Annotated in this window: 17 protein-coding genes; 4 read left to right on the forward strand and 13 right to left on the reverse strand. The window is 60.7% G+C overall.

Features of this window, described 5'->3' with window-relative positions:
- The 3 genes from D0N36_RS04375 to D0N36_RS04385 form a co-directional block, all read right to left on the reverse strand.
- Entirely contained in the window at positions 1-1,182 is a 1,182-nt protein-coding gene (locus tag D0N36_RS04375) for a DUF4249 domain-containing protein (protein ID WP_242478795.1), read from the reverse strand.
- Entirely contained in the window at positions 1,183-3,972 is a 2,790-nt protein-coding gene (locus D0N36_RS04380; protein WP_116940101.1) for a TonB-dependent receptor, read from the reverse strand. It lies immediately after the preceding gene.
- 102 nt (positions 3,973-4,074) lie between these two features.
- The gene (locus D0N36_RS04385; protein WP_116940103.1) at positions 4,075-4,839 is read right to left on the reverse strand and encodes a hypothetical protein; all 765 of its coding nucleotides are present in this window, start codon (positions 4,837-4,839) and stop codon (positions 4,075-4,077) included.
- 172 nt (positions 4,840-5,011) lie between these two features.
- Here D0N36_RS04385 and D0N36_RS04390 point away from each other — a divergent pair, with 172 nt between their 5' ends.
- Positions 5,012-5,611, forward strand: coding sequence for a 3'-5' exonuclease (locus tag D0N36_RS04390; RefSeq protein ID WP_116940105.1), 600 nt, complete (start codon positions 5,012-5,014; stop codon positions 5,609-5,611).
- A gap of 71 nt (positions 5,612-5,682) precedes the next feature.
- Here D0N36_RS04390 and D0N36_RS04395 read toward each other — a convergent pair whose 3' ends face one another.
- The 3 genes from D0N36_RS04395 to D0N36_RS04405 all read right to left on the reverse strand — a co-directional run bounded on the left by D0N36_RS04395 (position 5,683) and on the right by D0N36_RS04405 (position 7,639).
- Positions 5,683-6,498, reverse strand: coding sequence for a TPM domain-containing protein (locus D0N36_RS04395; protein ID WP_116940107.1), 816 nt, complete (start codon positions 6,496-6,498; stop codon positions 5,683-5,685).
- Positions 6,495-6,950, reverse strand: a complete 456-nt coding sequence (locus D0N36_RS04400) for a TPM domain-containing protein (protein ID WP_116940109.1) — start codon at positions 6,948-6,950, stop codon at positions 6,495-6,497. The genes D0N36_RS04395 and D0N36_RS04400 overlap by 4 nt, the downstream gene beginning before the upstream one ends.
- Positions 6,951-7,060: 110 nt before the next feature.
- A complete protein-coding gene (locus D0N36_RS04405) occupies positions 7,061-7,639 on the reverse strand; it encodes a LemA family protein (protein WP_116940111.1) in 579 nt (192 codons plus the stop codon).
- Positions 7,640-7,826: 187 nt separating this feature from the next.
- Between D0N36_RS04405 and D0N36_RS04410 the strand changes: the two genes are divergently transcribed.
- Positions 7,827-8,828, forward strand: a complete 1,002-nt coding sequence (locus D0N36_RS04410) for a sugar phosphate nucleotidyltransferase (protein WP_116940312.1) — start codon at positions 7,827-7,829, stop codon at positions 8,826-8,828.
- Between the two features lie 21 nt (positions 8,829-8,849).
- Here D0N36_RS04410 and D0N36_RS04415 read toward each other — a convergent pair whose 3' ends face one another.
- The 7 genes from D0N36_RS04415 to D0N36_RS04445 all read right to left on the reverse strand — a co-directional run bounded on the left by D0N36_RS04415 (position 8,850) and on the right by D0N36_RS04445 (position 19,864).
- On the reverse strand, positions 8,850-9,482 hold the full coding sequence (locus tag D0N36_RS04415) for a hypothetical protein (RefSeq protein WP_147320750.1): 633 nt from the start codon (positions 9,480-9,482) through the stop codon (positions 8,850-8,852).
- A 49-nt stretch (positions 9,483-9,531) separates the two neighbouring features.
- Complete coding sequence (locus D0N36_RS04420) at positions 9,532-11,223, reverse strand: hypothetical protein (protein WP_116940116.1); 1,692 nt, start codon at positions 11,221-11,223, stop codon at positions 9,532-9,534.
- 32 nt (positions 11,224-11,255) lie between these two features.
- Positions 11,256-11,660, reverse strand: coding sequence for a hypothetical protein (locus D0N36_RS04425; protein ID WP_207190718.1), 405 nt, complete (start codon positions 11,658-11,660; stop codon positions 11,256-11,258).
- A gap of 945 nt (positions 11,661-12,605) precedes the next feature.
- On the reverse strand, positions 12,606-16,070 hold the full coding sequence (locus D0N36_RS04430) for a hypothetical protein (RefSeq protein ID WP_116940121.1): 3,465 nt from the start codon (positions 16,068-16,070) through the stop codon (positions 12,606-12,608).
- Positions 16,071-16,239: 169 nt separating this feature from the next.
- Complete coding sequence (locus tag D0N36_RS04435) at positions 16,240-17,739, reverse strand: hypothetical protein (protein ID WP_116940123.1); 1,500 nt, start codon at positions 17,737-17,739, stop codon at positions 16,240-16,242.
- A 175-nt stretch (positions 17,740-17,914) separates the two neighbouring features.
- Positions 17,915-18,325, reverse strand: a complete 411-nt coding sequence (locus D0N36_RS04440) for a hypothetical protein (RefSeq protein WP_116940125.1) — start codon at positions 18,323-18,325, stop codon at positions 17,915-17,917.
- Between the two features lie 174 nt (positions 18,326-18,499).
- Positions 18,500-19,864, reverse strand: coding sequence for a hypothetical protein (locus tag D0N36_RS04445; protein ID WP_116940127.1), 1,365 nt, complete (start codon positions 19,862-19,864; stop codon positions 18,500-18,502).
- A gap of 246 nt (positions 19,865-20,110) precedes the next feature.
- On the opposite strand from D0N36_RS04445, the gene D0N36_RS04450 reads away from it, so the two are divergent.
- On the forward strand, positions 20,111-21,538 hold the full coding sequence (locus D0N36_RS04450) for a hypothetical protein (RefSeq protein ID WP_116940129.1): 1,428 nt from the start codon (positions 20,111-20,113) through the stop codon (positions 21,536-21,538).
- A gap of 142 nt (positions 21,539-21,680) precedes the next feature.
- Positions 21,681-23,870, forward strand: a complete 2,190-nt coding sequence (locus D0N36_RS04455) for a prolyl oligopeptidase family serine peptidase (protein WP_116940131.1) — start codon at positions 21,681-21,683, stop codon at positions 23,868-23,870.
- Positions 23,871-23,873 lie beyond the last annotated feature (3 nt).

A 23,873-nucleotide genomic window follows, 5' to 3' on the forward strand; every position in this document is an offset into this window, starting at 1 on the left:
CTACCAGAACGAGGGCCGTACGTCCGTGCCACGGGTACGGCAGTCGATACAGTCGCGGTTTTTGGCCGTATAGCCCACAACAATTTCAGCTTCGAGGACCGGATCGATTGGCAGAACTTGCATACTTCCAAAAGCTCTGTCTATTACGCCTTGAGGGTCGACCAAGCGTCTGTCAGGAAAGCGGGCTACAATAAAAACGCTGTCGGGGGGAATACAGTCTTCGTAGCCCGAACGGGGCTTCCAACCATCGGGCAAATCCTGACGCTCTATAAACAGGCGCTTTTCTGCAATCGAGTTGGCCCCCACAAACCCCAGCACTTGCTCGTCCGGGTTCGTCAGCCCGCGGATGTTGCCTTGCGACTGGCTGGGCTGCGGATCGAAGAGTGATCCAACAGACTCGGTGTTCTTCTTCAACTCCTCCCAGTAGTCGTATTCTCGCTCCGAAAGGGCCCGCTGGCGAACCAGAATACTGTACCGGATATGAAGCTGCGGGTTGTTGGCCGCTATGCCCTGCACTCGGAATCCCGTTACTGCATCCTGCGACAGGGCAGTGGTTTTGCTGAGTAAAATCCGGCTCGATTGGTTGTTGCCCCAGCAAAATATGGGGTAAAACGTGCGGATGGGGGTAACTGCCCGATTGTAGTATTCGACGCTGGGAGAATAAGGGGAACTGATCTGCCAGGTTTCATCGAAGTCCCAGCGGTAGTACTGCGAAGCACGGGTATCGTCGTGCGTACTCAACAGCACATTTACCGTGTTATTATCGGGCGTCCAGCGCAGCTCATCAATGGGCGGCGTGAGCTTGACAGACACAAAATCGGAGGCATATTCCTGGTTTTTAGCCGTGACAATGCGCAGGCGGCAGCTGCTGCCGGCCGGCAGTTTAAGCGCTACCGACGTATAGGTGCCGGGTGCCGTTTCGGTAAGACTGTATTGGAAGTTGTTCTTCAGCTCGATGAACACGCGCGCCTTGGTTTCGGGCAGGGGCGTGGCTGTGGCGCTGAGCGCCGCCGTGCGCGAGAGGCGGATGGTGGTGGGGCCATCGGCGTTGATGAAGCCCTCGACCACCAGCAGGCTGGGCGGTGCGTCGATGACGTCGGGAGCATACGGCTCTACGCAGCCCGTTGGGAGCAGCAGTAACAGGGCCAGTAAGGCTTGCAGGAAAGCAGGTAGCTTTTTCATCTAAAACTTGAAGTTATAGGTGACCGTCGGGATGGGCCGGCCGAAAATCGACAGCTTATAACCCTTGATTTGCCCGTTTTCCGACTTGAAATAGATGGAATAGGGGTTCTGGCGGCCCGTCAGGTTGTACACGCCGGCCGTCCAGGAGCTATGGGCCAGCTTCTTCGCCTTGTGGTTGCCCTCGATGTTGAAAGCGAGGTCGAGCCGCAGGTAATCGGGCACGCGGTAGGCGTTGCGGTCGGAGTAGAGTACGCGTAGCGAGTTGCCCGCGTAGTATTTGGCGATGGGCAGCGTAATGGGCCGGCCGGTGCTGTAGTTGAAGTTGAGCGAGGTGCTGAAGCGGCGGCTGAACCGGTAGTTGCCCACCAGCGTCACGTCGTGGGGCTTGTCGAAGTTGCTGGCGTAGTAGCGGCCGTTGTTGATCTGGTCGGCGGGCGTGCCGGCGTTGGCGCGCACCAGCGAGCGGGAGTAGGTGTAGCTCAGCCAGCCATTCATTTTGCCCGTTAGCTTGCGCACCAGCACCTCTACCCCGTAGGCCTTGCCCTCGGCGTTGATGATGTCGGTTTCGATGGTGCGGTTGAGCAGCAGCACCGCGCCACCCTTGTAGTCCACGAAATCGCGCAACGACTTGTAGTAGGTTTCCACCGACGTTTCGATGGTGTTCGATTTGAAGTTGCGGTAGTAACCCACCGAAACCTGGTCGCCCACCTGGGGCCGGATGTTGTTGTCGGCCAGCTTCCAGGTATCGGCCGGCGATACGGAGGCCGTGTTGGTGAGCTGGCTGATGTACTGGCGGGTGCGGTTGTAGCTGAGCTTGAATGACGAGTTGTCGGAGAGCGAATAACGAGCCGACACCCGGTATTCGGGGCCGTGGTAGGTGGCCAGCACCTTGCCCGAGCCGTAGCTGAGGGTATCGGTAATCGTGCTTTCGGAGCGCGACTGGCCGGGAGCGTACTCGTACACGCTGCGCGGCCCCAGGGCATTATAGAGCGAGTAGCGCAGCCCCACCGAGACCGACAGCCGCTGGTTTACTTCAATCTTATCCGACACGTACACGGCGCTTTCCAGTGCCTGCTCGCGGTCCAGAATGTTGGGCACCACGAGCGAGCCTTCGTTCAGTGGCGTGAGGCCGCCGGGGCTTACATTGTACAGCAGCGAGCTGACCCCGAAATCGAAGCTGTGCTTGGGGTTGGGGTAGTAGCTGAAATCGGCCCGCAGACTGGTTTGGTTGATGGAGTACCTGAGCCGCGACGCGTTTACCTCGTTGCCTTCGCTGGTGATGTCGTAGTCGTAGTGGCTGAAAGCGCCCGTGAGCACGCCGTAGAGTTTGTTGCTGAAGTTGTGGCGCCATTTGAGGCTGGCCGACTTGTTGGCGTAGCGGTAGGTGGTGTCGGTGGCCAGCCGGAACCGGTCGGTGCTGTAGTAGCCGGTGGCGTACACGGCGTCCCGGTCGCTGAACTGGTGGGTGAGGTGGGCACTCAGGTCGGAGAAGGCGGCCGAGCTCTGCCGGAACTTGGTGTCGGAAAGCTGGCGCAGCAGCCAGTCGGAGTAGCTGGCGCGAGCGCCCACCAGAAACGAGCTTTTCTCCTTGATAATCGGGCCTTCCAGCGTCAGGCGGCTGGTGAGCGGCCCGATGCCACCGGCTCCGCTGAACTTCTTCTTGTTGCCCTCGCGGGTCGTAATATCGAGCACCGACGAGAGCCGCCCGCCGTACTTAGCCGGCATTCCGCTTTTGTACAGCTCCACGCCCTGCAGCATATCGGGGTTGAAGGCCGAGAAGAACCCGAACAGGTGCGAGGGGTTGTAGATGGTCATGTCGTTGAACAGAATCAGGTTCTGGTCGGTGGCCCCGCCGCGCACGTTCAGGCCGGTGCTGCCTTCGCCCACCGACTTCACGCCCGGCAGCGTAAGCACCACCCGCAGAATATCGGCCTCGCCAAAGGCTGTGGGCACCTGCTTGATGGTTTTGATATCCAGCTTTTCGAGGCCCATCTGGGTGCTCGATACGTTCTTGTCCTTCTCGCCCTCAATCACCACTTCCTTCAGGGTCGTAATGTCTTCCTCGACTTCAATTTCGAGGCGGCCGCTGCCGCGCAGAACCACCTGGCGGCGGGTGTTTTTGCTGCCCACGCTCCGGATTTGCAGCGCGTAGCGGCCCGGCGGCAGCGTGAGCGAGTAGAAGCCGAACTGATCGGTGCTGGTGCCCACGCTCGGCGACTCGGAGTAGATGGTGGCCCCAATAACCGGCTCGCCCGATTTGATGTCGCGGATGTGGCCGGCCAGCGTTGCCGGGCCGCTGCCACCGCCCGTCCCGATTGTGTACACTTTGTACTCGGCCACCGTTACGTAGCGCGAGCGGGTGGGGGCCGCCGTGGGCGCCCGGTCTTCGGGGGCGGCCGCTACCGGCCCCTCGGCCAGCGTACCAGCCGGCCGGAAAAACAGGCCCGCCAGCTCGGGCTCGATGCTAACCCCGCTCGTGATGAACGCCCGGCCATCGGCGGTGAGGGCGAAGCGGTAAGGCGTGCCCTCAAATACGCGCTGCAACGTCGTGGCCAGCGGCAGCGCGCGCGCCTGCAGGCTCACCCGAAAGGTGTCGGGCGGGGCCGTGTTGTCGTAGTAAAAGCGGTAGTCAGTCTGGGTTTCCAGCTCGCGCACAAATTGCCCGAATGGCACCTGCGTAAAGTCGCCGGTAACGGTTTTTGCGGGCGGCACCGGCTGCTGGCCGTAGCCGCGCGGCCCGGTCAGCAATAGCGGCAGCACGAGGAAAAGTAGCGCGTAAAAGTGCTTCATACCGGAATAAAAGCGCAGGGCGGGAAGAGTATTGCCAGCCGCAAAGAGCCAGCTTTCGAAAGAGCTGCAAGCGCAAAAGCGTTGCATCAGGTTAGCCGGGCGCTAGCGGGGCGGGAGCTGGTTGTAGTAATTCACCAGCACCAACGCCACCTTTTCAAACTGATTTTTGAGCAACTTCAGCTTGCGCTCGCGCATAAAAGCGCGCACTTCCGGCTCGCGGTCGGCCAGCAGCTTCAGAACTGCCGATTTGGAGTTGACGGAGTAAGAACGGCCCGCTTTGGAGGCGTATAACCGGTCTGTAAGAATGAATTCGACCGTTACTATGCGGCCTTCCACGCGTTCCTGCTTGCGCTTGGTGCGGCGGGCCAGCAGCCGGACCGGACCCTCGGCCAGCACTTCGTAGTAGCCCGTAGCCGGCAGGCCGCCGGCCGTGCTGTCGGCCTGCAACCGCTCGAAGCTGTGGTCAGCTATGGTAAAGCGGTCCAGCTTCTCGTTTACCAGCCGCAGTGTCAGCGGGCTGGTGGGCTGCTCCAGCACCACTTGGTCGAGCACTACATCATAGCGCAGCTGCAATCCAGCAAACGACTGCTGGTAATAGAACACATTACCAGGCCGCAACTCGGGCGTCAGGAAGAACTGATGGCCCGCCCGCGCAGCGTAGCGCATGGCGTAGTTCACGTATTCGGGCCCGTTGTAAAGCAGCGACGAAACCGGGTCGGCGGCCCGGTAGAGCCGTTGGACAGCAGCAGGCGCCGGGACAGCATAAGTTGCGGCTGGCGGCTCGGGCTGACTTTGGGCCCAGGCGGTATTGCCAGCCAGCAACAGCGCGGTCGTTAGCACCAAGCCGAGCGGTAGTTTCAACGACATGAGGCAATAGCGACCCGGGAACATAATAGCATAGATAGAATTCTTAGCAAGAAACACGATAATCCAACGGATAACAAGCAACTTACCGAGGCCAGTCTGCAATAAGGTTAACCACCGCCAACCAAGCCCGCCGGCCGAACACGCGCCGGTCCTACGCGTACACTGTTGCGCTATGCGCTATATTTCGCTCGACCTTGAAACCACCGGCGGCCGCCCCGCCCGCCACCAGATTATAGAGTTGGCCGCCGTGGTGGAAGACACCAAAAACCTGCGGCCGCTGTCCGAGTTGGCCTACTTCCGGCGCGTGGTGCGCCATCCCGAGTACGTGGGCACGGCCGGGGCGCTGGCTCTCAACGCGGGCCTGCTACGCGAACTGGCTCAGAAAGAGCCCAATCCCGAGCTGTGCGAACCGGCCGATTTGCTGCCTCAGCTACGGGAGTTTCTGCTGGCGCAGGGCTTCAAAACCGATAAGAATGACTGCGTGGCCGTGACGATGGCCGGTAAGAATATTGCCTCCTTCGATCTGGGTTTTCTGCGCGAGCTGCCCGGCTACGGCACCCTGGTGCGGGCCGAACCCGCCATGCTCGACCCGGCCGCCTTCTACCTCAACTGGCGCAAAGACACCCGCCTGCCCACCATGCAAACCTGCAAAGCCCGCGCCCACTTCGCCGACGACACCGTGGCCCATCAGGCGCTGGCCGACGCGCTCGACGTAATCGAGCTGCTACGCCCGTTTTACGAGCGCCCGGCTTACCTGCAGGAAGTCAAATAGAAAAAGTAAAAGCCGTTGAACATTGGCGCTTGGCCCGTTCAACGGCTTTTGCTTTTTCTCTCTGACTTCTGCTACCAGCTGCCGGAAGCACCGCCGCCGCCGCTGCTGCCGCCCCCGAAACCCCCGAAGCCACCGCCGCCAAAACCGCCGCCTCCGCCCCCGAAGGTGCCGCGGCCGCCGCTAAAGTCGCCGAAGATGAGGGGCGGAATCATGCTGCCGCCGAAGCCACGGTTGCGCCGCCCGCCCCCGCCGCTCCCGCCGCCGCGGTTACGGAACAGGATGAACAGAATCAGCACCCCGATGATGAGCCAGAACGAGATACCCGAGCCGCTGTCGTCGTCCGAAGCGCGCTTTCGGGTGGTCTGGTCGGCCTTGTACTCGCCCTGGGCCAGCGAAATTAGCTGGTCGGTGGCGCGGTCGAGGCCGTCGTAATAGCGGTCCTGCTTGAAGGCCGGAACGATAGTATTGGAAATGATGCGCTTGGAAATGGCATCCGGAATGGCCCCTTCGAGCCCGTAGCCGGTATGAATGCGGGCCTTGCGCTCCTGCTTGGCCACCAGCAGCAGCACGCCGTTATTGTTGCTTTTCTGGCCGATACCCCAGGCCTGATAGAGCTTCTGGGCGTAGTCAAAAATGTCGTAGTCGCCCAGACTGGGCACGGTTACCACCGCAATCTGCGACGAAGTGGAGTCGTTGTAGGCCACCAGCTTCTGCTCCAGGCGGGCCACCTCGTCGGGCCGCAGCATACCGGCCAGGTCGTTCACGAGGCGGGGCGGGTTGGGTCGGGGCGGTACATCCTGGGCCGTGGCCACCAGCGCCAGCAGCAGCAGCCCGAAGGCCAGCAGCCAGCCGGCTGGCCGCCTCAAATTCACTAACAGATGCTTCATGGGCGCTTGGGGGTCGGGTCGCCGAACGAAATGGAGTTGTCCAACTCGTTCTCGTCGGTGGCGGCATTATAGGGGAAGTAGCGCTGCAGCTGTTCGCCTGCCATCTGGATGCCGGCTTCCAGGCCCAGCACGTATTTCTCGGTGCGAAAATGTTTAAGCACGTTCTCCTTGGCCGTTTCCCAGAAGTCATCGGGCACAGCTGAATTAATGCCCGCGTCGCCGATAACGGCGAACTGCCGGCTCTGCCAGGCCAGGTAAAACAGCACGCCATTGCGCTGGGCCGTGTGCTGCATGCCCAGCTCGGCAAACACCTGAGCGGCGCGGTCGAGCGGGTCAGGCGAGGGGCAGGAGTCTTCCAGATGCACCCGGATTTCGCCCGAAGTACGCAGTTCAGCCTGCCGGATGGCTTCCACCAGCGCCGCTTCCTGTTCGGGGGTGAGGGGGTTCGTCATGTCAGTTAACAGTTATCAGCTGCCGGTTATCAACTGCCAGTTATCAGTTGCCAGTTGCCAAGCTGTTCTGGTTTTGACTGACAACTGGCAACTGATAACCGGCAACTGATTTAGAATTGCACTGTCGGCGCCTTCTGCGAGGCGGCATCGGCTTCAAAGTAGGGCTTCTCGGCGAAGCCGAACAGGCCGGCAAACAGGTTGTTGGGGAAGCTCTTGATGTAGGCGTTGTAGTCGTTGACGAGGCCGTTGAACTTGTTGCGCTCCACGTTGATGCGGTTTTCGGTGCCCTCAATCTGGGCCTGCAGCTCCTGGAAGTTGGCGTTGGCCTTCAGCTCGGGGTAGTTTTCCGATACGGCCAGCAAGCGGCCCAGTCCGGCGCCTACCTGGCTCTGGGCAGCCTGGAATTTCTGCAGGTTCTCGGGCGTCAGCTGGTCGGCGTTGAGCTGCACGCTGGTGGCCTTGGCCCGCGCTTCAATTACTTCGGTCAGGGTTGATTTCTCGAAGTTGGCGGCGCCCTTCACCGTGTTTACCAGGTTCGGAATCAGGTCGGAGCGGCGCTGGTAGGAGCTCTGTACGTTGGCCCACTGGCCCTTCACGGCCTGGTCCTTGGTTACCATCGAGTTGTAGCCGCACGACGACTGGGAAAGCATCAGCACGATGCCGGCAAAATAGAGCAGAAAACGTTTCATGGGAGAGAGAGGTTTGGGGAAATGGAAGAGAGGAAGAGAGAAAAACCGGCCCCACAGGACCCGTACTAAAAGCCGCCAGCCAAGATTGGCTGCGCTGCAAAGTACGAATTCGCGGCCCGGCGGTTGTGCTATGGGCCGCTCGGCGGCTATTGTGTATTTTGCGCTTCGGCGCTTCCCGATTCTGTTTATGAAAGTAGTCATTCCCGTAGCCGGCATCGGCTCCCGCCTCCGGCCCCACACGCACACCCAGCCCAAATCCCTCGTGCCGGTGGCTGGCAACACCATTCTGGGTCACATCATCGATAGGCTGGTAGAGGCCGACGTGCACGAGTTTGTCTTTATTATCGGCTACCTCGGCGAGAAAATTGAGAACTACGTGCGCCGCCAATACCCGGAGCTTACAACCACTTTTATCGTGCAGGAGCCCCGCGAGGGCATTGCCCACGCCCTGTGGCTGGCCCGCGAGCAGTTCCGCCACGAACCCGACGGCGTGCTCATCCTGCTCGGCGACACGATTGTGGATATAGACCTGCGGGCGATGATAGCCATGCCCGGCAACGTACTGGCCGTGAAGGAGGTGAAAACGCCCGCGCTGTTCGGTATCGTGGAAAACGGGCCCCGTGGCCTGGTTACCAAGGTGGTCGAGAAGCCGCGCATTCCCAAGTCCAACTTCGCGCTGGTGGGCCTCTATAAGATTGCCAACGCCGACTGGCTGGCCTCGGCCCTGGAGCGCATCGTCGGGCAGGACCAGCGCACCCACGGCGAGTTCCAGCTCACCGATGCGCTCATGCTCATGATTGAGGACGGAGCCGAAATGGTGACCGTGCCGGTGGATAACTGGTTTGACTGCGGCCGCAAAAGCTCGCTGCTCGAAGCCAACGCCCGCCTGCTCAACCGCCCCGAGTTCCTGCGCCGCCACGACTTCCCCGAGTTTCCCGACACCATCATCATCCCGCCCGTCAGCATCGGGCGCGACTGCCAGATTTCGGGCTCCATCATCGGCCCCAACGTGGCCATCGGCGACCGGACCATTGTGCAGAACGTCATTCTGAGCGAGTCCATCATCGGTTCCTACTCCGAACTACGCTCCGCCGTCATGCACGACTGCATCGTCGGCTCCGACGCCCTGTTCAAAGGCACCAAGCACAGCCTTAACATCGGCGACAACACTGAAATCGACTACAGCTAAAGTGTAGGGATGAGGGTGTATTTAAGGTTTGGTAGATATAGAGTTTAAAGAACCGATTTTAGGCTGAATTTGGATGATGAAGCGTTTATTGCGCTGCTCCTGAGCGTAGCCAGTGTAACGGCCTGCGCCCCGGTAGCCGCTACCAGCGGGAATAACCTCAATATTACTTGGGAACTTAATACCTGCCTCAGACCACAAATAAATAACTGCTAACGCTCTGTTATAGCTCAATTGTCGAATGGCTTGATAGTCAGCATTCTCGGGGTGTTCTAGTGGATAATTGGGGTTCATCGCGGCCCTTCCTTCAATGACTACGAGGTATTGGATACCATCATCCTTTAGGCTATTCATTTGCTGTAGCAAAAAACGTCCTGTTTCGATGAGCGGCTGGCGAGATGCAATGGGTAACTCGTATTTTCCTGGTTGGAATAGTACCTCAAAATTTAACTCGTAGCGTTTAAACGCTTCATTATAGACGAAGTATTTAGGGTTTTCTAAGCGTTTTAGAGCTTCTTTAATTTCATCAAGCTTCTCTTTCTCCTTCAACTGTACCCTTAATTCTTCGTTAGCCCTTCCTAAATCGGCCTGCTTATCCTGAAACTGCTTGTAGCTGAGTACGAACAGCACGAGCATCGTCAGAAACAGGGCCGTCATCAGGTCGACGTAGCTGGGCCAGAAAAAATCCTTGCTCTGCTTCATACCCTTAGCCTACCATGCGTTGGAGCCAGTTACGACTGGTTAGTTTTTCGAGCACGGCGTTGGTGCGGTCGGTTTGCTGCAGCAGCTTATCCTGCAGCTGGCGGTTTAGCTCCATCTGCTGCTGCATGGCCTGCAGGGCCTCGGCACTGCGCTGCGCCTGGGTTTCCTGCAACGTGTTGAGCTGCTGCTGCTGCGCCGGCAACTGCTGGAATGGGTTCAGGTACTCCACGATTTTCTCGTAGACGTTATCCTTATTGATCCGGTGGAAATGCTCGTTCCATTTCTCGGCCGCCGCCTGTGATTCCGCATCAAAAGCCCGCAACCGATTATCAAGCACTTGGCGCATTTTCGCGGCATCCTCGCTCAAGGATTCATTGATTCCGTCGCGCATCAGGTCCAGCAATTGGGTGTGCTGGGTGAACACGTTAACTTGATTGCGGACGAATGAATCGTGTTTATTCAGATAGTCCGGCACCGAGTTCAAGGCTTCCTCCACCGACGACATGCGGTTGAGCAGCGCCGTGATGGTGTTCACTGTCTGGGCCCCGCGCTCCACCGACACGTTCAGGGCCTGCTGGTAGCCCAGAAACTTCTCAAACGTGGCCGCGCTTTCGTCCACCCGATCGAACACCTTAATCGTAGCGTTGGCCAGCTGGGTGTAGCCGATGTTCTGGAGCTTTTCGAGGAAATCCTTCTGAATGCTGATGTTTTCGGTGATGCGGCCAATAAGGGGCGTAAACTCGGCAATCTTACTAAAGAAGTCGCCCTGAATTTGGGCGAAGAAATCCTGGTTGAAGGTGTCCAGCACGCTTTTGAGCTGGTTGAGGCCCTGCTGCATATCGGAGTTGAGCTTGGGCAGCAGCGCCTTTTGCAGAAAGTTGTAGTAGTCGTTCTTGAGCCGGTCGCGGTTGGCACGGGCCTCTTTAAACCGCTGGTTGCCCCATAGCGTGAAGCCCAGCCCAAACAAGCTGCCGACCATAGCAATCAGCACTCCGCCCAAAAAGTGCATCACGGCCTTGTCGTCGAATGGGGTGGCTGCGTCACTGAAGGGGTTAACCAACGAGGATAGCCCCAGGATAGCCCCTGCGAAGGTACCTAGCAGCCCCAGGTACAGCGGCGTCGAAACCTGGGCCTCAATCTGTTGCTCCAACAGCTCGGCTTCCCGCTCCGAAATGTCGCGCAGGGCGTTGAAATCGGCTGCCGCGCCCTTGTTGGCCCGCAGGTAGTTGTTGGTGGCGGCGATGATTTTATTGAATTCTTCAGTACCGCCAGCCACCATCAGGGCGTCGTAGTGTAGCGCTTCGGTCAGCTCGGAGGCGGGTTGCCGGGTTCCGTCAGCCAGTTGGGCTATCAATAACTGGCGACTTACCGAATCGACGGGTATCCACTGATTATTTACACGGTCCCAATGCTCAACAAGTAGCATGGCCTGCTCATTAGGCGCGTCGGCTACGCGGTATTCAGGTAGCTGCTGGCCCTGCTGCACAAATGACATCAGGCCTCGCAGTACCTTTTCTGTAGTGGTAAGCTGATCCAGTTCCGGGTGGTCAAACTCCACCGTTTCCACGCCCAGCTGGGCCTCGATCGGGTATATCAGCCCAACGCGCCGGATGAGCTGGGAATTTTGGAAGAATACGAACCCCTGCCAGGCGACCAGGGCCAGGATAAGGATGATTTCGAGTAATTGTACTGTCATAAATCAAAGAGCGGGTGGCCGGGAATAGGGCGCTAGGTAATAACCAATCGGGCTCGCTCCAGTACCTGCCAGCCATCGGCCTGACGCTGGAGGATGCCGGGAGAAGCGGCCTTTACGGCGTTAATGCGGCCCCCTAGGGGCGGGTCGTAGTCGAAGAACTGTTGCAGCCGGTTGAGCCCGTCGCCAATCAGCATTTCCTGGTCGACGTGGGGGTTGAGCGTGAAGCTGGCTTGGTCGGGTTGCTGGGATTGCACCGTGAGCATTAGGGCCAGGCGGGGCAGCGGGTTGTTCGTGAGTTTGCGCTCCTCCAAAAAGGGCGTTTCCTGCACCGGCCCGTAGCGGGTTAGCGGGACCTCAGGGGCTTCGGCAGCCGGGGCAACGGTGGAGGAGCCAAGTGAAACTGCCAGCGGGTCTTCCAAATTCATCGTCTCGGGCATGGCAACTGCTGGCGTAACATCTAATGGTGTGCCAGGAGTAGGGATAGTAGCCGCGGCTACGCCGGGAGAACCGGAAAGCCGGGCTTCGAGCTCCTCCACCCTGACATCCAGCCGTTGAAGTTTGGTGCGAAGCTGCTTGTTTTCATCCCGCAATTTGTCATAAGCCAACCGCAGTTCTTTGTATTCAGATGATTCCACGATACGCGTACTTCCAGATGAATAATGCCCTGACGACTGTACTTGCTTGGACCTAAATGCCCGCATCAGTCCCGCCCCCAGCAGCAGCCCCAGCACCCCGGCCAATGCCGCCGTCTGGTACGGATGCTGAGCGAAGTAAGAGGCCTCTGGGGCCCCAGCCGAGCCCGGCCTAGCCCTGGCTGGGGCTGCTGATCTGTCAGGCTTTGAGTCTAGGTCTTCGGCAACTACTGAAGCTGGCAGGGGTGGTTGAGTGGTGGATAAAATTGCGACGGCGGCCGAGTCAGGCGCAGCTGCGTCGGGCGTGGTGTCGGTGGCATCTAGTGTGCCTAGCGGCGCGAAGCCAGCCAGGTTATTTTGTAAATCAGCCAGATTTACGCGGGCCAGTCGACCGTTTTTCTCAGCTTTACGCTGAGCAATTTCGGAGATAATGGCCCGCGCTACTTGGGCCGGCGTGGCGGGCTGGCCGAGTCCGATGCGTTTGATTACTGCATCCAGTAACAACCCTAACTCCGACTCCTTCGCCGCTTTGTCTTTGGTCAGCCAAGTATTGAACTCTTGTACGGTTTTCCAAGCCCGCGGCTGGGGGTTTTTGAGTCTTGTATCAGTCCAAACGCGCTGGGCTGTCAGAGTCCAAATTTGGCCTTTCTGCTCATCAGCCAAAGCCGACTGCCCGAAGCTAGGCCGACCTAACACCACAAAGCACACAACTGCCAGCAACCAGAAAACTCGATAACGCATCATCATAGCTTACTTGGGGGAGTCGTACAGCTTCTGCGACAGCACGTAAAGCGCGTTTTTGAGCGGCAGGAAAAAAAGCGTTTCGGGGATGGGCTCCCCGGCGGGCAACGTGTTGGCGTACCGTTGGCGGCCCATATTAAACGAATCGGCCAGGGCGGACTTCATCTCGCTGAGCACCAGGCCAGGCGGGTTTTTGATGCCCAGGTTATGCTGGGTCGCTACCAGGTCGGGGTCGGTGAGCAGCAGCGTGAGACACTGCTCCACGTTGGCCAGCACGGAGTTTTTGATTTCCTCGGTGATGTTGGACGGAAACAGCGGTTGGTTCTCGGTGCTGTCGGCCGCGCCCGTGCCGATGGGCTGCACGATGGGCGGCACCTCGGCGGTGCTTTCCGCGTCGAGGCCGGTGGCCAGCACGCCTCCGTTGGCGGTGGTTTGCTTGGGGTCGTCGGCCAGCACGATTTTAAAGTTGGCCGGGGCTGGCACGCCCATCACTTTGGCCAAAATCAGGCTGGCCACCTGCTCTAGGGGCCGCAGGTTGCTGGGGCACAGCAGCCGCAAATACAGGCTGCCCCGGCCCGTGAAGCAGAGGTAGCGTGGAGCAGCCAAGTCGCGGGCGGCCGTAAGCTGGGCCAGATGGTAGATAATAGCCCCAAAGTGCAGGTAGAACAGCACCCGCAGGTGCTGAGCTTCTACCAACCGTCGGCCAAATTCAAACTCCGGCTCGTAGTTGAACAGCAGGCTGGCTACTTCCTCGGAGCCAAAAGTCGGGTTTTTCTGCACTACGCTCAGGCACCTCAGCGCGAGGGCCGCCGCTTTAGTCTGGGGCATGGGGTTATTGCCGATGCTGTCGAGGCCGAAGCGCACCAAGCCATTCTCCCTGCCGCCCCGCACGTCGGCCGCCCCGTCGCCCCACAACTCGTTGCCCGCGAACCGGAACGAGGTACTGAACGCCGGGTGGTGCTTGCGCGGGCCGGCGGCATTGACGTTCTGGTCGGAGTAGAACAGCACGTCCGAGGTGCCGCCGCCAATATCGATGAAGGCGGCGTTTTCGCCCACACCGGGTGTCACTAGGCCCCGCCGGGTGAGGAAAAAGTAGGGAGCCGACGATTCGGGCAGGTAAATGGTGGCCCGGCTGGTGTGGAATATCTCTCGGAAAAGCCTATCCCATTCCAGCTGGTATAGGTCACGGCTGAACTGCGAGAAGCTTAGGGGCGCGAACCACACCACCTGGGTAGCTGCGATGTTACCGCCGTGCAGGGCTGCTTTGTATTTGAACAGCAGCAGCATCTCGCGGAAGAACATGCGCACGCGGTGCCGGGCGGCCTCCCCGGTGGTACCCCATTTCAGGTTCGTGTGGTATGACTCGTTGTTATCGTCCTCGGTGTTGATGCCAAAACCCACGTTGATATTAGCCAGCAGCCGCGGCGGTTCGATGGTAAAGCCAGCCGATTCGCTGGTAGCGGTGCGGATGGGAAACTTGTAGGGTGAGCCCGCAGCCCCCACGAAGGAAGGTACGAACTCGCGCTGCTGATACCGTTGCCAGCGTTTGAGGCCAATGCCGTGCGCATCGTCTTGCTCGATACCCATGTACAGTTGGTCATAGACCGAGTACTCGTAACTGTCCGAAGGCTTTTTGAGCAGGGCGACCGGCGTATCGTCGGGCCCGAAGCTGAGGGGCTGGGGAGGCTGGCTGGGTCCGTCGTGGTAGGCGACGTGGGTGTTAGTGGTGCCGAAGTCGATGGCGAAGCGAAACTCCTTGGTGCCCTGGCGCACGGTGCGCCACTTGGGTACCAGCAGTGCCTGACCAGCAGCCGGGGCGGGGCTGGCCAGCTGGACGTAATCGAAAGGCGTACCCTTGATTTCGTAGTAGGTACTGCCCTCGTTAGAAGTGGTTTTGGGCGTGCGGCGGTAGGCGGTGGCGCTCTGCTCGGTGCCGGTTTCGCTCAGCACCCGGCCCTTCACCCCGAAGCGTAGTTCCACGGGCTTGTTCACCAGGGCTGGGTCGATGTTGTTGGCATCCACCAGCATCACCTTATAAAAGTCGTTGAGCTCAGGCGCATCCTCAATCTTCACGAACGGGAAAATTGAGAGGCCCACGTTGGTGGTCAGCAGGCGGCCCAGGCCCTCGGTGCGCGGATTTTCGTAGTATGCCCGTTCGTAGTCTACCGTGAAGCCGCCGCTCACCGGAATGCTCAGCCGCACGCGCACGCAGGCCGGGTCCAACTCCAAAGTGAGGTGCCGGGCCAGGTCCTCGGCCGTGAAATACTCGAAGTACAACGGCGTAACCGGCAACAGGGGCCAGCAAGTGGGCTTATAGCCGGGCGCTATTTTCAGCTGGCCCGTTACAAACCGGCTTCCATCGACCTCATAAGGTACCGTGAGCAGGGTTTCTTCGAGCAGGTCGTTGAGCGTGAGGTAGGGGTAGGCCAGGTCGGGGCCGGGCAGGGTGCGGTCGGGCAGGGCGCGGGCGTCGGTGACCGGCACTTTGCTGCCACTGTCGCCGAACTGCGAGTTGTTGTAGTAGAGCTTGCCGGGCATCTGTAAGCCGGGGCGCAGCACCAGCGGCAGCGGGTTTTGCAGGGGCCAGCCGGGGGCCGCCGGCCGGGTGGCCTGCACGGTAAAATCGGAGGTGCGCACCGTGTTCTGGTCGGGGCGCACCCGTACCGGGACGCCTGCCATCCCCACGGGGTTGCCCGCGTGGTCGGGCAGGGGCAGGTACTGGTTGATGTTGGCGTCGCCCTGGAGGCCCAGCAGACTCAGTTGGCCCTGGTCGAGGGCGCCATACACGGCGGGGGCCAAGCGGCGCAGTTCAGGGTCGGCTATAAATTGCTGGTAGATGTACTCCTGAAACTCCCGTTCGCGCTGGGCCAGCGCCACGTAGCGGCCATCAAAATAGTGGCCGCCGCCCTCGGGGCGCATTACGGGTAGGGCCCGTACGGCCGGGGCCGGGAAGAACATGGTCAGCGGCGAGGTGCCGCCCAGCAGCTGCGGGGCTTCGGTAGGCGTGGCCCCCGGGAAGTAGAACAGGTGCAGGTCGGAAAGGCTCGCGAACCGCTTGTCGTTCAGAAACAGCGTGAGGGCCTGGGCCAGCGGCTTGGCGGGACTGTTGGTAAGGTTGGCCAGCTCGGTGGCCCGGTTCCAGGTGCGCACCAGCAGGCGGCGGCCGGGTTGGCGTTGCTGGTAGTAGTTGAACACCAGCTCCCACAAATCCCAGAACTGACCCACCAACCGGTGATGCACGGTATCGGTACCGCCAGAATTTCCGGCGGTGGCCAGGTAGCCTAGGGCCGTTTCCACGAGGTGCATGCGGGCAAACGGCGACGGAATGGCCACCACCACCCGCTCGGCCAGGGCGCCGGCCGGGTCGGGAATGCCGTTGTTGCCGTCGATTTCGTTTTTGCCGATTTTACCCGTGCGGCTCCAGCCTTCCGTGGTGCTGGAACCCGTGCCGTGCAGGCGCAGAATTTTTGCCATGTGTGTTTTGTAGTCGCCTCACCCCCTCGCCCCCTCGCCGAAAAAGGAGAGGGGGAACTAGAAATAGATGCAACGAACTAGTGCTAAAATCGAGTGTAAATTTTTATTTTAGTCCCCCTCTCTGAAGGAGAGGGGGCTAGGGGGTGAGGCGCAATGCGAGAACGGGTTATCAGCTGTACTGCAGCTTGGTTTTTACCACTTCCTCCGTCGCCACGTCGAAGGCTTCCACAATCCAGCGCAGGGTGCGGGCGGCGTCGGGGTTGTCGAGGCTGGTCTTGCTGACGGCGTTGTTGAGTCCGGCCAGCACCACATCGTCGGTCAGGCCCCGGTCGGTGGTTACGCCCAGGATGGATTTGGTTTTGATGGGCCGGTCGGCCACCATCTTGTTGAAATCGGTTTCGTCGGGGTGCAGGGCCCCGAAGCGCCGCTCACTCGCACCTAGCTCCCGCAACCATTCCTCGTATTCCTTGAAAAGCGTGCTTAAGTCGGCTAGTGGCCCGCTGCTGGCCGGCAGGTGCTGGCTGAGCTTACCCGCTTTGTAGAAAGTGGAACTGGGTTGCTGGGGCAGGTGCTGCTGGTAGTAGCGGGCGAAGTAATGGAACCGAATCAGGGGCCGGGCCACCTCCGCGCGCAGGTGCGGGGGCAGTTCGCCGAAATCGAATACCGACTTGCCTTCCTTCAAGCCAAACTCGTGGTATGCCGGGTTGGCGCGGTCCAGGCTGTCGGCCCCGGTGCCCATGAAATGCTGAATCGACAGGGCCCCAATCAGCTCCAGCAAGTGGGCCTGATTGCGCTGCTCGGCCCGGCCGGGGTTGTTGGGCAGGGGCTGGCCGGCCTGGTCGCCGAGGTAGTAGAGGGCCTCCAGGCCCTCCAGGTTTTCGGCGTAGTAGCTGAGGGCCGTTTTGGTTTTGGTGATGAAGCTGTTCGAATCGATAAAGTCCTTGCCTTCGGCTTTCTCCTGGGCCGAGGGCTGCTGGAGCTTGAAGTAGGGCAGCATCACGAGGGCGCCCGCCGGCACGGCCGCCCGCACTGAGGGCTGCGGCAAATCCACGCCCGCATCGCGCAGGTTTTTCACCAGCAACGGGAAGCCGGCCGCACCAGTGCCGCCAAAAATGCTGCTGATGAAAAACACCCGGTCGTCGGGGTTCAGGCTCTGGGCCAAGTAGCGCATCTCCTTGGCCTGCACCAGCGAGTTGAGCACCACGCTGCCCACATTAGGCGAGCCCCGGAAACCCACGTCCAGGCTGGCGTTCATGCTGTCGGGCGTGAACAGCAGGTCCAGCAACCCCCGCGTTTCCACCGACGTGTCGTTGTAGTGGATATAGTCGCGGAACTTCTGGCTGATGCCGCCGAAATCATACACGAACGAGTCCGTGAGCCCTTCCGCGCCCGAAGTGTTCAGTTGCGCGAGCGTAGTCAGCGACTGGCTGAAAAAGCCCTCCCCGGCGGGGTGCTGCCCATCCTGGTGCAGGGCTTGGTGAATGCGGGCGTAGCGCTTGAGCAACTCCACGGTGCGCAATACGTCGCCGTTCTGGGTGTCGGGGTCCACGAGCACGGGCACCACCTGGTCGCAGCCGGGCAGTTGCAAACCGGACGCCAGCAGCATGGTCAGGGAGCGAAGCACCCGGGCGCCGGTGCCACCCACGGCAAAAATGAATAATCGGGCCATTTCTTTTGAGAAGTTAGAAGCGAGGAGCTAGGAGATAGAATGGCGGGCGGGCGCACATGTGGCACGGACTTTAGTCCGTAGCCCGCCAGTTCGGACAATCCTTCGAGAGTGATATGTTCTGGCAGCTGGGCTACGGACTAAAGCCCGTCCCACACTTCCATTGCCGTGCCTGACTCTAAAAAGGCGTGCGGCGGGCGTGGTTGGAGCCCCACTTCAGCGCCACCGACAGCACGATAAACCACAGGCTGGCCACCAGGGTGTTGGCAATGATGAAGTAGCGCATGTAGGAGTCGGGGGCAGCCTCCTGGGCCAGGGCTCCGCGCCAGGCCAGCAGGGCGCCCAGCCCGGCCGCCAGTAGCAGCACCAGCATCCAGTGCTGGGGCCGGTACAGGCCCTGGTGGGTAAGGGCCGGCACCGCATGGTTGAACACGTAGTAGAACACCATTACCAGCGCCAGGGTCACCAGCAGCGTGTTAAGGCCCACGGAGTTGAATATCTCCGCTTTATATAAGCCGTAAAAAGGCGTTTTGCGGTCGTAAAACCAGCCAATAAGTACGGTATAGAGGTTGTTGAAGAAAGATTGCATCGGGAGAGAAGATTAAATGGTCGGTTCTGGTTGAACGATGTAGAGACGCAATATTTTGCGTCTCGTCGTTGAACGGTAGTAGAAAAGGTCGTCATTGAACAAACTGGGGTCTGTCAGACCAACATCAGCAACGACGAGACGCAAGATATTGCGTCTCTACATCGTCTTGTTTACTCAATCGCTAGTGGTGAGGGTAAAATCGGTGGTGAAAACGGGCGGCAGCTGCTGCGGGTAGGCGCCGCGCAGGCCGGCCATGATGTCGGTCAGGCGATAGGTGCGCGGGGTGGGGCCGGGCGGATTGTCGTTTTCGGTACTCCACTGGGCCACCCAGGCCGGCACGCCGGGGGCCGGCAGGGCTATTTGCAGTGTAGCCCCTCCTTTGGGCAGGGCCGTTACGCCCAGGCGCAGCACGTGGGTGTAGGCGGCCAGTTTCGGGGCCTCGCCCGCGTTTAGGCGCCGCACCGATTTGGGCAGCAGGCGCACCGTGCCGCCGGGCAGCGTGGCCTTCAGGTTGTCATTGAGGAAAGCCGGTTCGCGCCAGGCGGCCGGCAACTGGTCCAGGTTCAGGGCTATCGAAAACTCCACGCCCTGCTTAACGCCGTCCACATCAAGTTTCTTGCTTACGCCGCCTCCCGCGTACGAAACCGAGCCCCCGCCGCCCTGGAACAGCGGGCTGGTAGCCGGCACCTGCGTGAGGATGGCCACGGCGGGCACGGCCGAAAAAGTCAGGCCGAAATAGGCCTGGGGCGTTTTGGGGCCCGGTTCAGGCAGCACCTCGTTGAGGTAGCGGCCCACAGCAGCCGGCTGGCCTACCACCCAAATATAGTAGGGCATTGTAGTACCTTTTAAAGCCAGCTGCTGCTTGCCGGGGAGTTTCACAGCCGGGTAAAATGTGCCGGAAAAAGCGGAGGTTTCGGCCCGCACCGCCACGGCCAGCTGCTGTTTGCTCACGGGCAGCAGCGCATCGGTAATCAAATCCCGCATCTGGCCGGTCTTCGCGCCATTCTGGGGGCCATAGATGAAGTCGGAGATAACAATGCTCACCTTATCGGGCCCCTGGGGCTGGCGGAGCACGCTTTCCAGCATCTCGGGCAGCTCGGTGCCCAGCGCAGCCTCTTTGGTCTGGCCCTGCACCACGTCGCGGAAATGGGCGTAGGGCGTGCCGGTAGGCGCGCTCTTCAGTAGCAGTGCGAATTGGGCATCGGCCACGGCCGGGCTGCTACGGGTGCGCGAGGCCAGCAAGCTCACTTTATTCTGGAAAGCAGTAGGCTCGGTGGCGGCCGTATTCACCGGCATAAAGCCCTTCATGCCCCCCGACAGCTCCAGAAACACGCTTACCTTCAGCGGTGCGACTTTCGGGGCCGCTGCGCTGGTAGCGGTAGTATTGGTGACGGTATCAACGTAGCCGGGTTCCGAATCAGCCCCACCGCAACTGCCGAGGAGCAGGGCCAGCGGCAGCAACAGGGTGGCGGCGCGGGTAGGGGAGGGGGAAATGAAAAGACGCGGGGGCTGCTTGGGTCGGAGTAGGCCGGCTGGCATAGAATAAGCAGGGTAAAAAAGAAACAAAGTAATTGCTAAGGCGCTGGTCCGGCGCGAGCCAAGAGGAGTTCAGGCAGAAATCGGACGGGTAGGCCGCTTCAAAAAGCTAAGTACACCAAAAATCTGGTAACCCACCGGCCGCGCGGCCCCTGGCAAAGCAAAGGCCAAAACCCAATCGGTGTGCCCGTGGTACAAGCCGATGAAGTATCTTGGAGCCCTGCTCAACCCCGTCGCCACTTTCTGCCCATGAAATTCTGCCTGCCCTCGCTGCTCCTGCTCTTGCTAACCTTGTTGGTCCCCGCTCGGGCCCAAACTGCTCCCGGCCAGCCCACCCTTGACGAGCAGAAGGTGCAAATCTGGTGTGCCACTGTGCGCTACGTCTACGACGACAACGGCCGGCCCAACCTCAAAAGCAAGCTCAACTGCGGCGGCTCGCTCAAGGCCCTCGAAAATAGCATCAAGGCCGACAGTCAGAAAGTATACAGCCTGCTCTACCGCCCGCTGGAGGGTCAGGGGGAAATCTACAAGGGCCTGAATTCCAATGAAGCCCGCCTGCAAAAATTGACCTCCCAAATCGTGGCGAAGCTTAAGTCGTCGGCCGCCCGCCGGGCCAACCCGGCCCGCATGGAGCGCCTGACGGCCCTCGAAACAGCCCTGACTACCTACGTAAAAAGCGGTACCCCCATTGGGACGCTGGCAGCTACCGAGGCGCCCGAAAACACGGCTGACTTCGCCGCCGACGATACCACCGTAACCGACGCCGGCCTGAGTGAGGCAGGCGTAACCGGCCCTGGCCCGGCCCGCCCGCCCGCCGCCAGTGAGAGCGTGATGGACAAGTTGTTTGCCCCGCTGGCGCTCATTATGGCCCTATTGAGCCTAGTGCTCTTCTGGCTGATGAGCCGCAAAGTGGCGGCGCTGGCCGAGCGCCTGGGCCAGTTGCGTCCCCTGGCCGCCCCCACTACCGCCTCGCCCGCCGGCCACCTCACTGCCACCCAACGCCGCGAAGTAGAGCAGCTCGTGGACCAGCTGGTAGCCCAGCGCATGGCCGCTGATTTGGCCGAAGCGCCCGCCCCGGCCGAGCCAGCTACCCCCGCCGTTTTTCCCGCTTCGGCCTTCATTTCCAATGTATTACTGGCTACGCCTTCCGCACCAATTGACACCCCGGCTCCAGTCCAAACCCAGGCTGCGGCTACGGTAGTGGAAGCGCCCGTGGCTTTGTCGGCAGTACCCGCTCCGCCGCTGGTTATGCCGGCCGGCTCGCCCGCCACCGCCCCCCGCGACGAGTTTACCAGCCTGGTGCCGCCCGTGCCACTGCCAGCAACGGCAGCCGCTGAGCCGGAGCCCGCCGCCCAGGCGCAGTTCACGCGCTACGCGGCAGGGCCGGTTGATGGGGCTTTTCACGAAGCCGACCTCACGCCCGAGCCCCAGCCCGACAGCCGCTACCAGCTCTACTTCGACCCCCAGTGGCCCGAGCTGGCCACTTTCAGCCTCGCCCCCGACTTTGCCCGGCAAGCCCAGGCCGTGGCCAATCAGGCTGATGCGTTGCGCGGGGCCTGCCGATTCGAGCCCCCTACGGGCCCGGTTTCGCATGTGCTCGTGGAGGAGGAAGGCGTGCTGAGCCAGCAGGCCGGACGCTGGCAGTTGGAGCAGCTGGCGGGCTTGCGCTTTGAGTAAGCAGGCATGCTGTTGAAGTAGTGTCCGTACAGCCGATTCACTGGTTGAATCGGCCTGTTAACATAGGCTCAGATTGTACGGCCTCGTGGGCGAATTCCCGCCGTCGGGGTTATCTTCGGCCATTCACCCATATTCCCTCCCTATGCGCAAACTTACTGTTCCGCTGCTGGCGCTGGCTGGCCTGGCCGCCTGCCGCTCCTCGCAGCCGGCTATGCCCACGGCCTCTGCCCCCGATGCCAAAACTGCCGTTTCTTCCTCGAATAAATTCGTGCTCAACTACCCCGAATCCCGTAAATCCGACCAGAAGGACGACTATTTCGGCACCTCCGTGGCCGACCCTTACCGCTGGCTCGAAGACCCCGATGCGCCCGAGACCAAGAGCTGGGTAACGGCCGAAAATAAGGTGACGTTTGGCTACCTGGAGCAGATTCCGTTTCGCGACAAAATCCGCGAGCGGCTGACCACGCTCTGGAATTACGAGAAGTTCGGCATTCCGCAGCAGGAAGGCAACACGCTGTATTTCAGTAAGAACGATGGTCTGCAGAACCAGGCGGTGCTCTACGTGCAGCCTGAAGGGTCCGATGCGGCGGCCGAGGTGCTGCTCGACCCCAACAAGTTTTCGGCCGACGGTACTACGGCCCTGGCCGGCACGTTCTTCTCGCACGACCACCGCTACATGGCCTACGCCACCAGCGGCGGCGGCTCAGACTGGCAGACGATGAAGGTGCTCGACCTGAAAACGCGCCAGCCGATGTCCGACCAGCTCGACTGGGTGAAGGTTTCAGGGGCATCCTGGTATAAAAACGGCTTCTTCTATAGCCGCTACGATGCGCCCAAGGCCGGCGAAAACAAGCTGGCCGGCAAAAACGAGTACCATAAGGTGTACTACCACACCCTCGGCAAGCCCCAGAGCACCGACCGCCTGGTGTACGAGGACCCTAAAAGCGCGCTGGGCTTCCGCATGGTAAGCACCACCGACGACGAGCGTTTCCTGGCCCTGTACCTCACCGATGGCAAGGCCGACGGCAACCGCCTCTCGGTACGCGACCTGACCGACCGCAAGCAGGAGGGAAGCTTCACGCCGCTCATCACGAGCTACGAGCACAACAACTCGGTGGTGGGCAACGTGGGCGGACAGCTGCTTGTGCTCACCAACAACGGCGCGCCCAACTACCGCGTCGTGCTCATCGACCCCAAAAAGCCCCAGGAGAAAAACTGGAAAACCGTGCTGCCCGAAACCCAGCAGAAGCTCGAAGGCGTCGACCACGTGGGTGGCTATCTGGTGGCCTCGTATCTGAAGGACGCCAGCAGCCTGATTAAGGTGTACACCGAGAAGGGCGAGTTCAAGCACGATGTGGCCCTGCCGGCCCTGGGCACGGCCTCGGGCTTCGGTGGCAAGCGCGACGCGAAGGAGGTGTACTACGCCTTCACCTCGTTCACGTACCCGACCACCATCTACAAGTACGACCTGGCCACCAACACCAGCACCGTATTCCGGGCCCCGAAGGTGGATGTGAATCCGCAGGACTACGTCACCACGCAGGTATTCTACGGCAGCAAAGACGGCACGAAGGTGCCCATGTTCATCACCCACAAGAAGGGCCTGAAGCTCGACGGCCAGAACCCCACATACCTGTACGCTTACGGCGGATTTAATATCTCGCTCACGCCCGGCTTCTCGGTGGCCCGCATGCTGTGGCTCGAAAACGGCGGCATCATCGCCATTCCCAACCTGCGGGGCGGGGGCGAGTACGGCGAGGCCTGGCACAAAGCCGGCATGACGCCCAACAAGCAAAACGTGTTCGACGACTTTATTGCCGCCGCCGAGTACCTGAAGGTGCAGGGCTACACCAGCACCGGCAAGCTGGCCATGGCCGGCGGCTCGAACGGCGGCCTGCTGGTGGGCGCCACCATGACGCAGCGCCCCGACCTGTGCAAAGTGGCCTTCCCGGCCGTGGGCGTTATGGACATGCTCCGCTACCAGAAGTTCACCATCGGCTGGAACTGGGCTCCCGAGTACGGCACCTCCGACAGCTACGAGCAGTTCCAGAACCTCTACAAGTTCTCGCCGCTGCACAACCTGAAGCCCGCCGACTACCCCGCCACTATGATTACCACCGCCGACCACGACGACCGCGTAGTGCCGGCGCACTCCTTCAAATTCGCCGCTGCCCTGCAGGCCGCCAACACCGGCCCCAACCCCCAGCTCGTCCGGGTAGATGTAAACGCGGGCCACGGCGCGGGCAAAAGCACCAAGCTCCAGATTCAGGAGTGGGCCGATATCTGGTCGTTCGCCTTCTACAACATGGGCGTCCAGCCATTCGGAAAGTAAGTT

Origin of the sequence: Hymenobacter lapidiphilus, from assembly GCF_003417065.2 — a bacterium.
In the GTDB taxonomy this organism is placed as follows: domain Bacteria; phylum Bacteroidota; class Bacteroidia; order Cytophagales; family Hymenobacteraceae; genus Hymenobacter.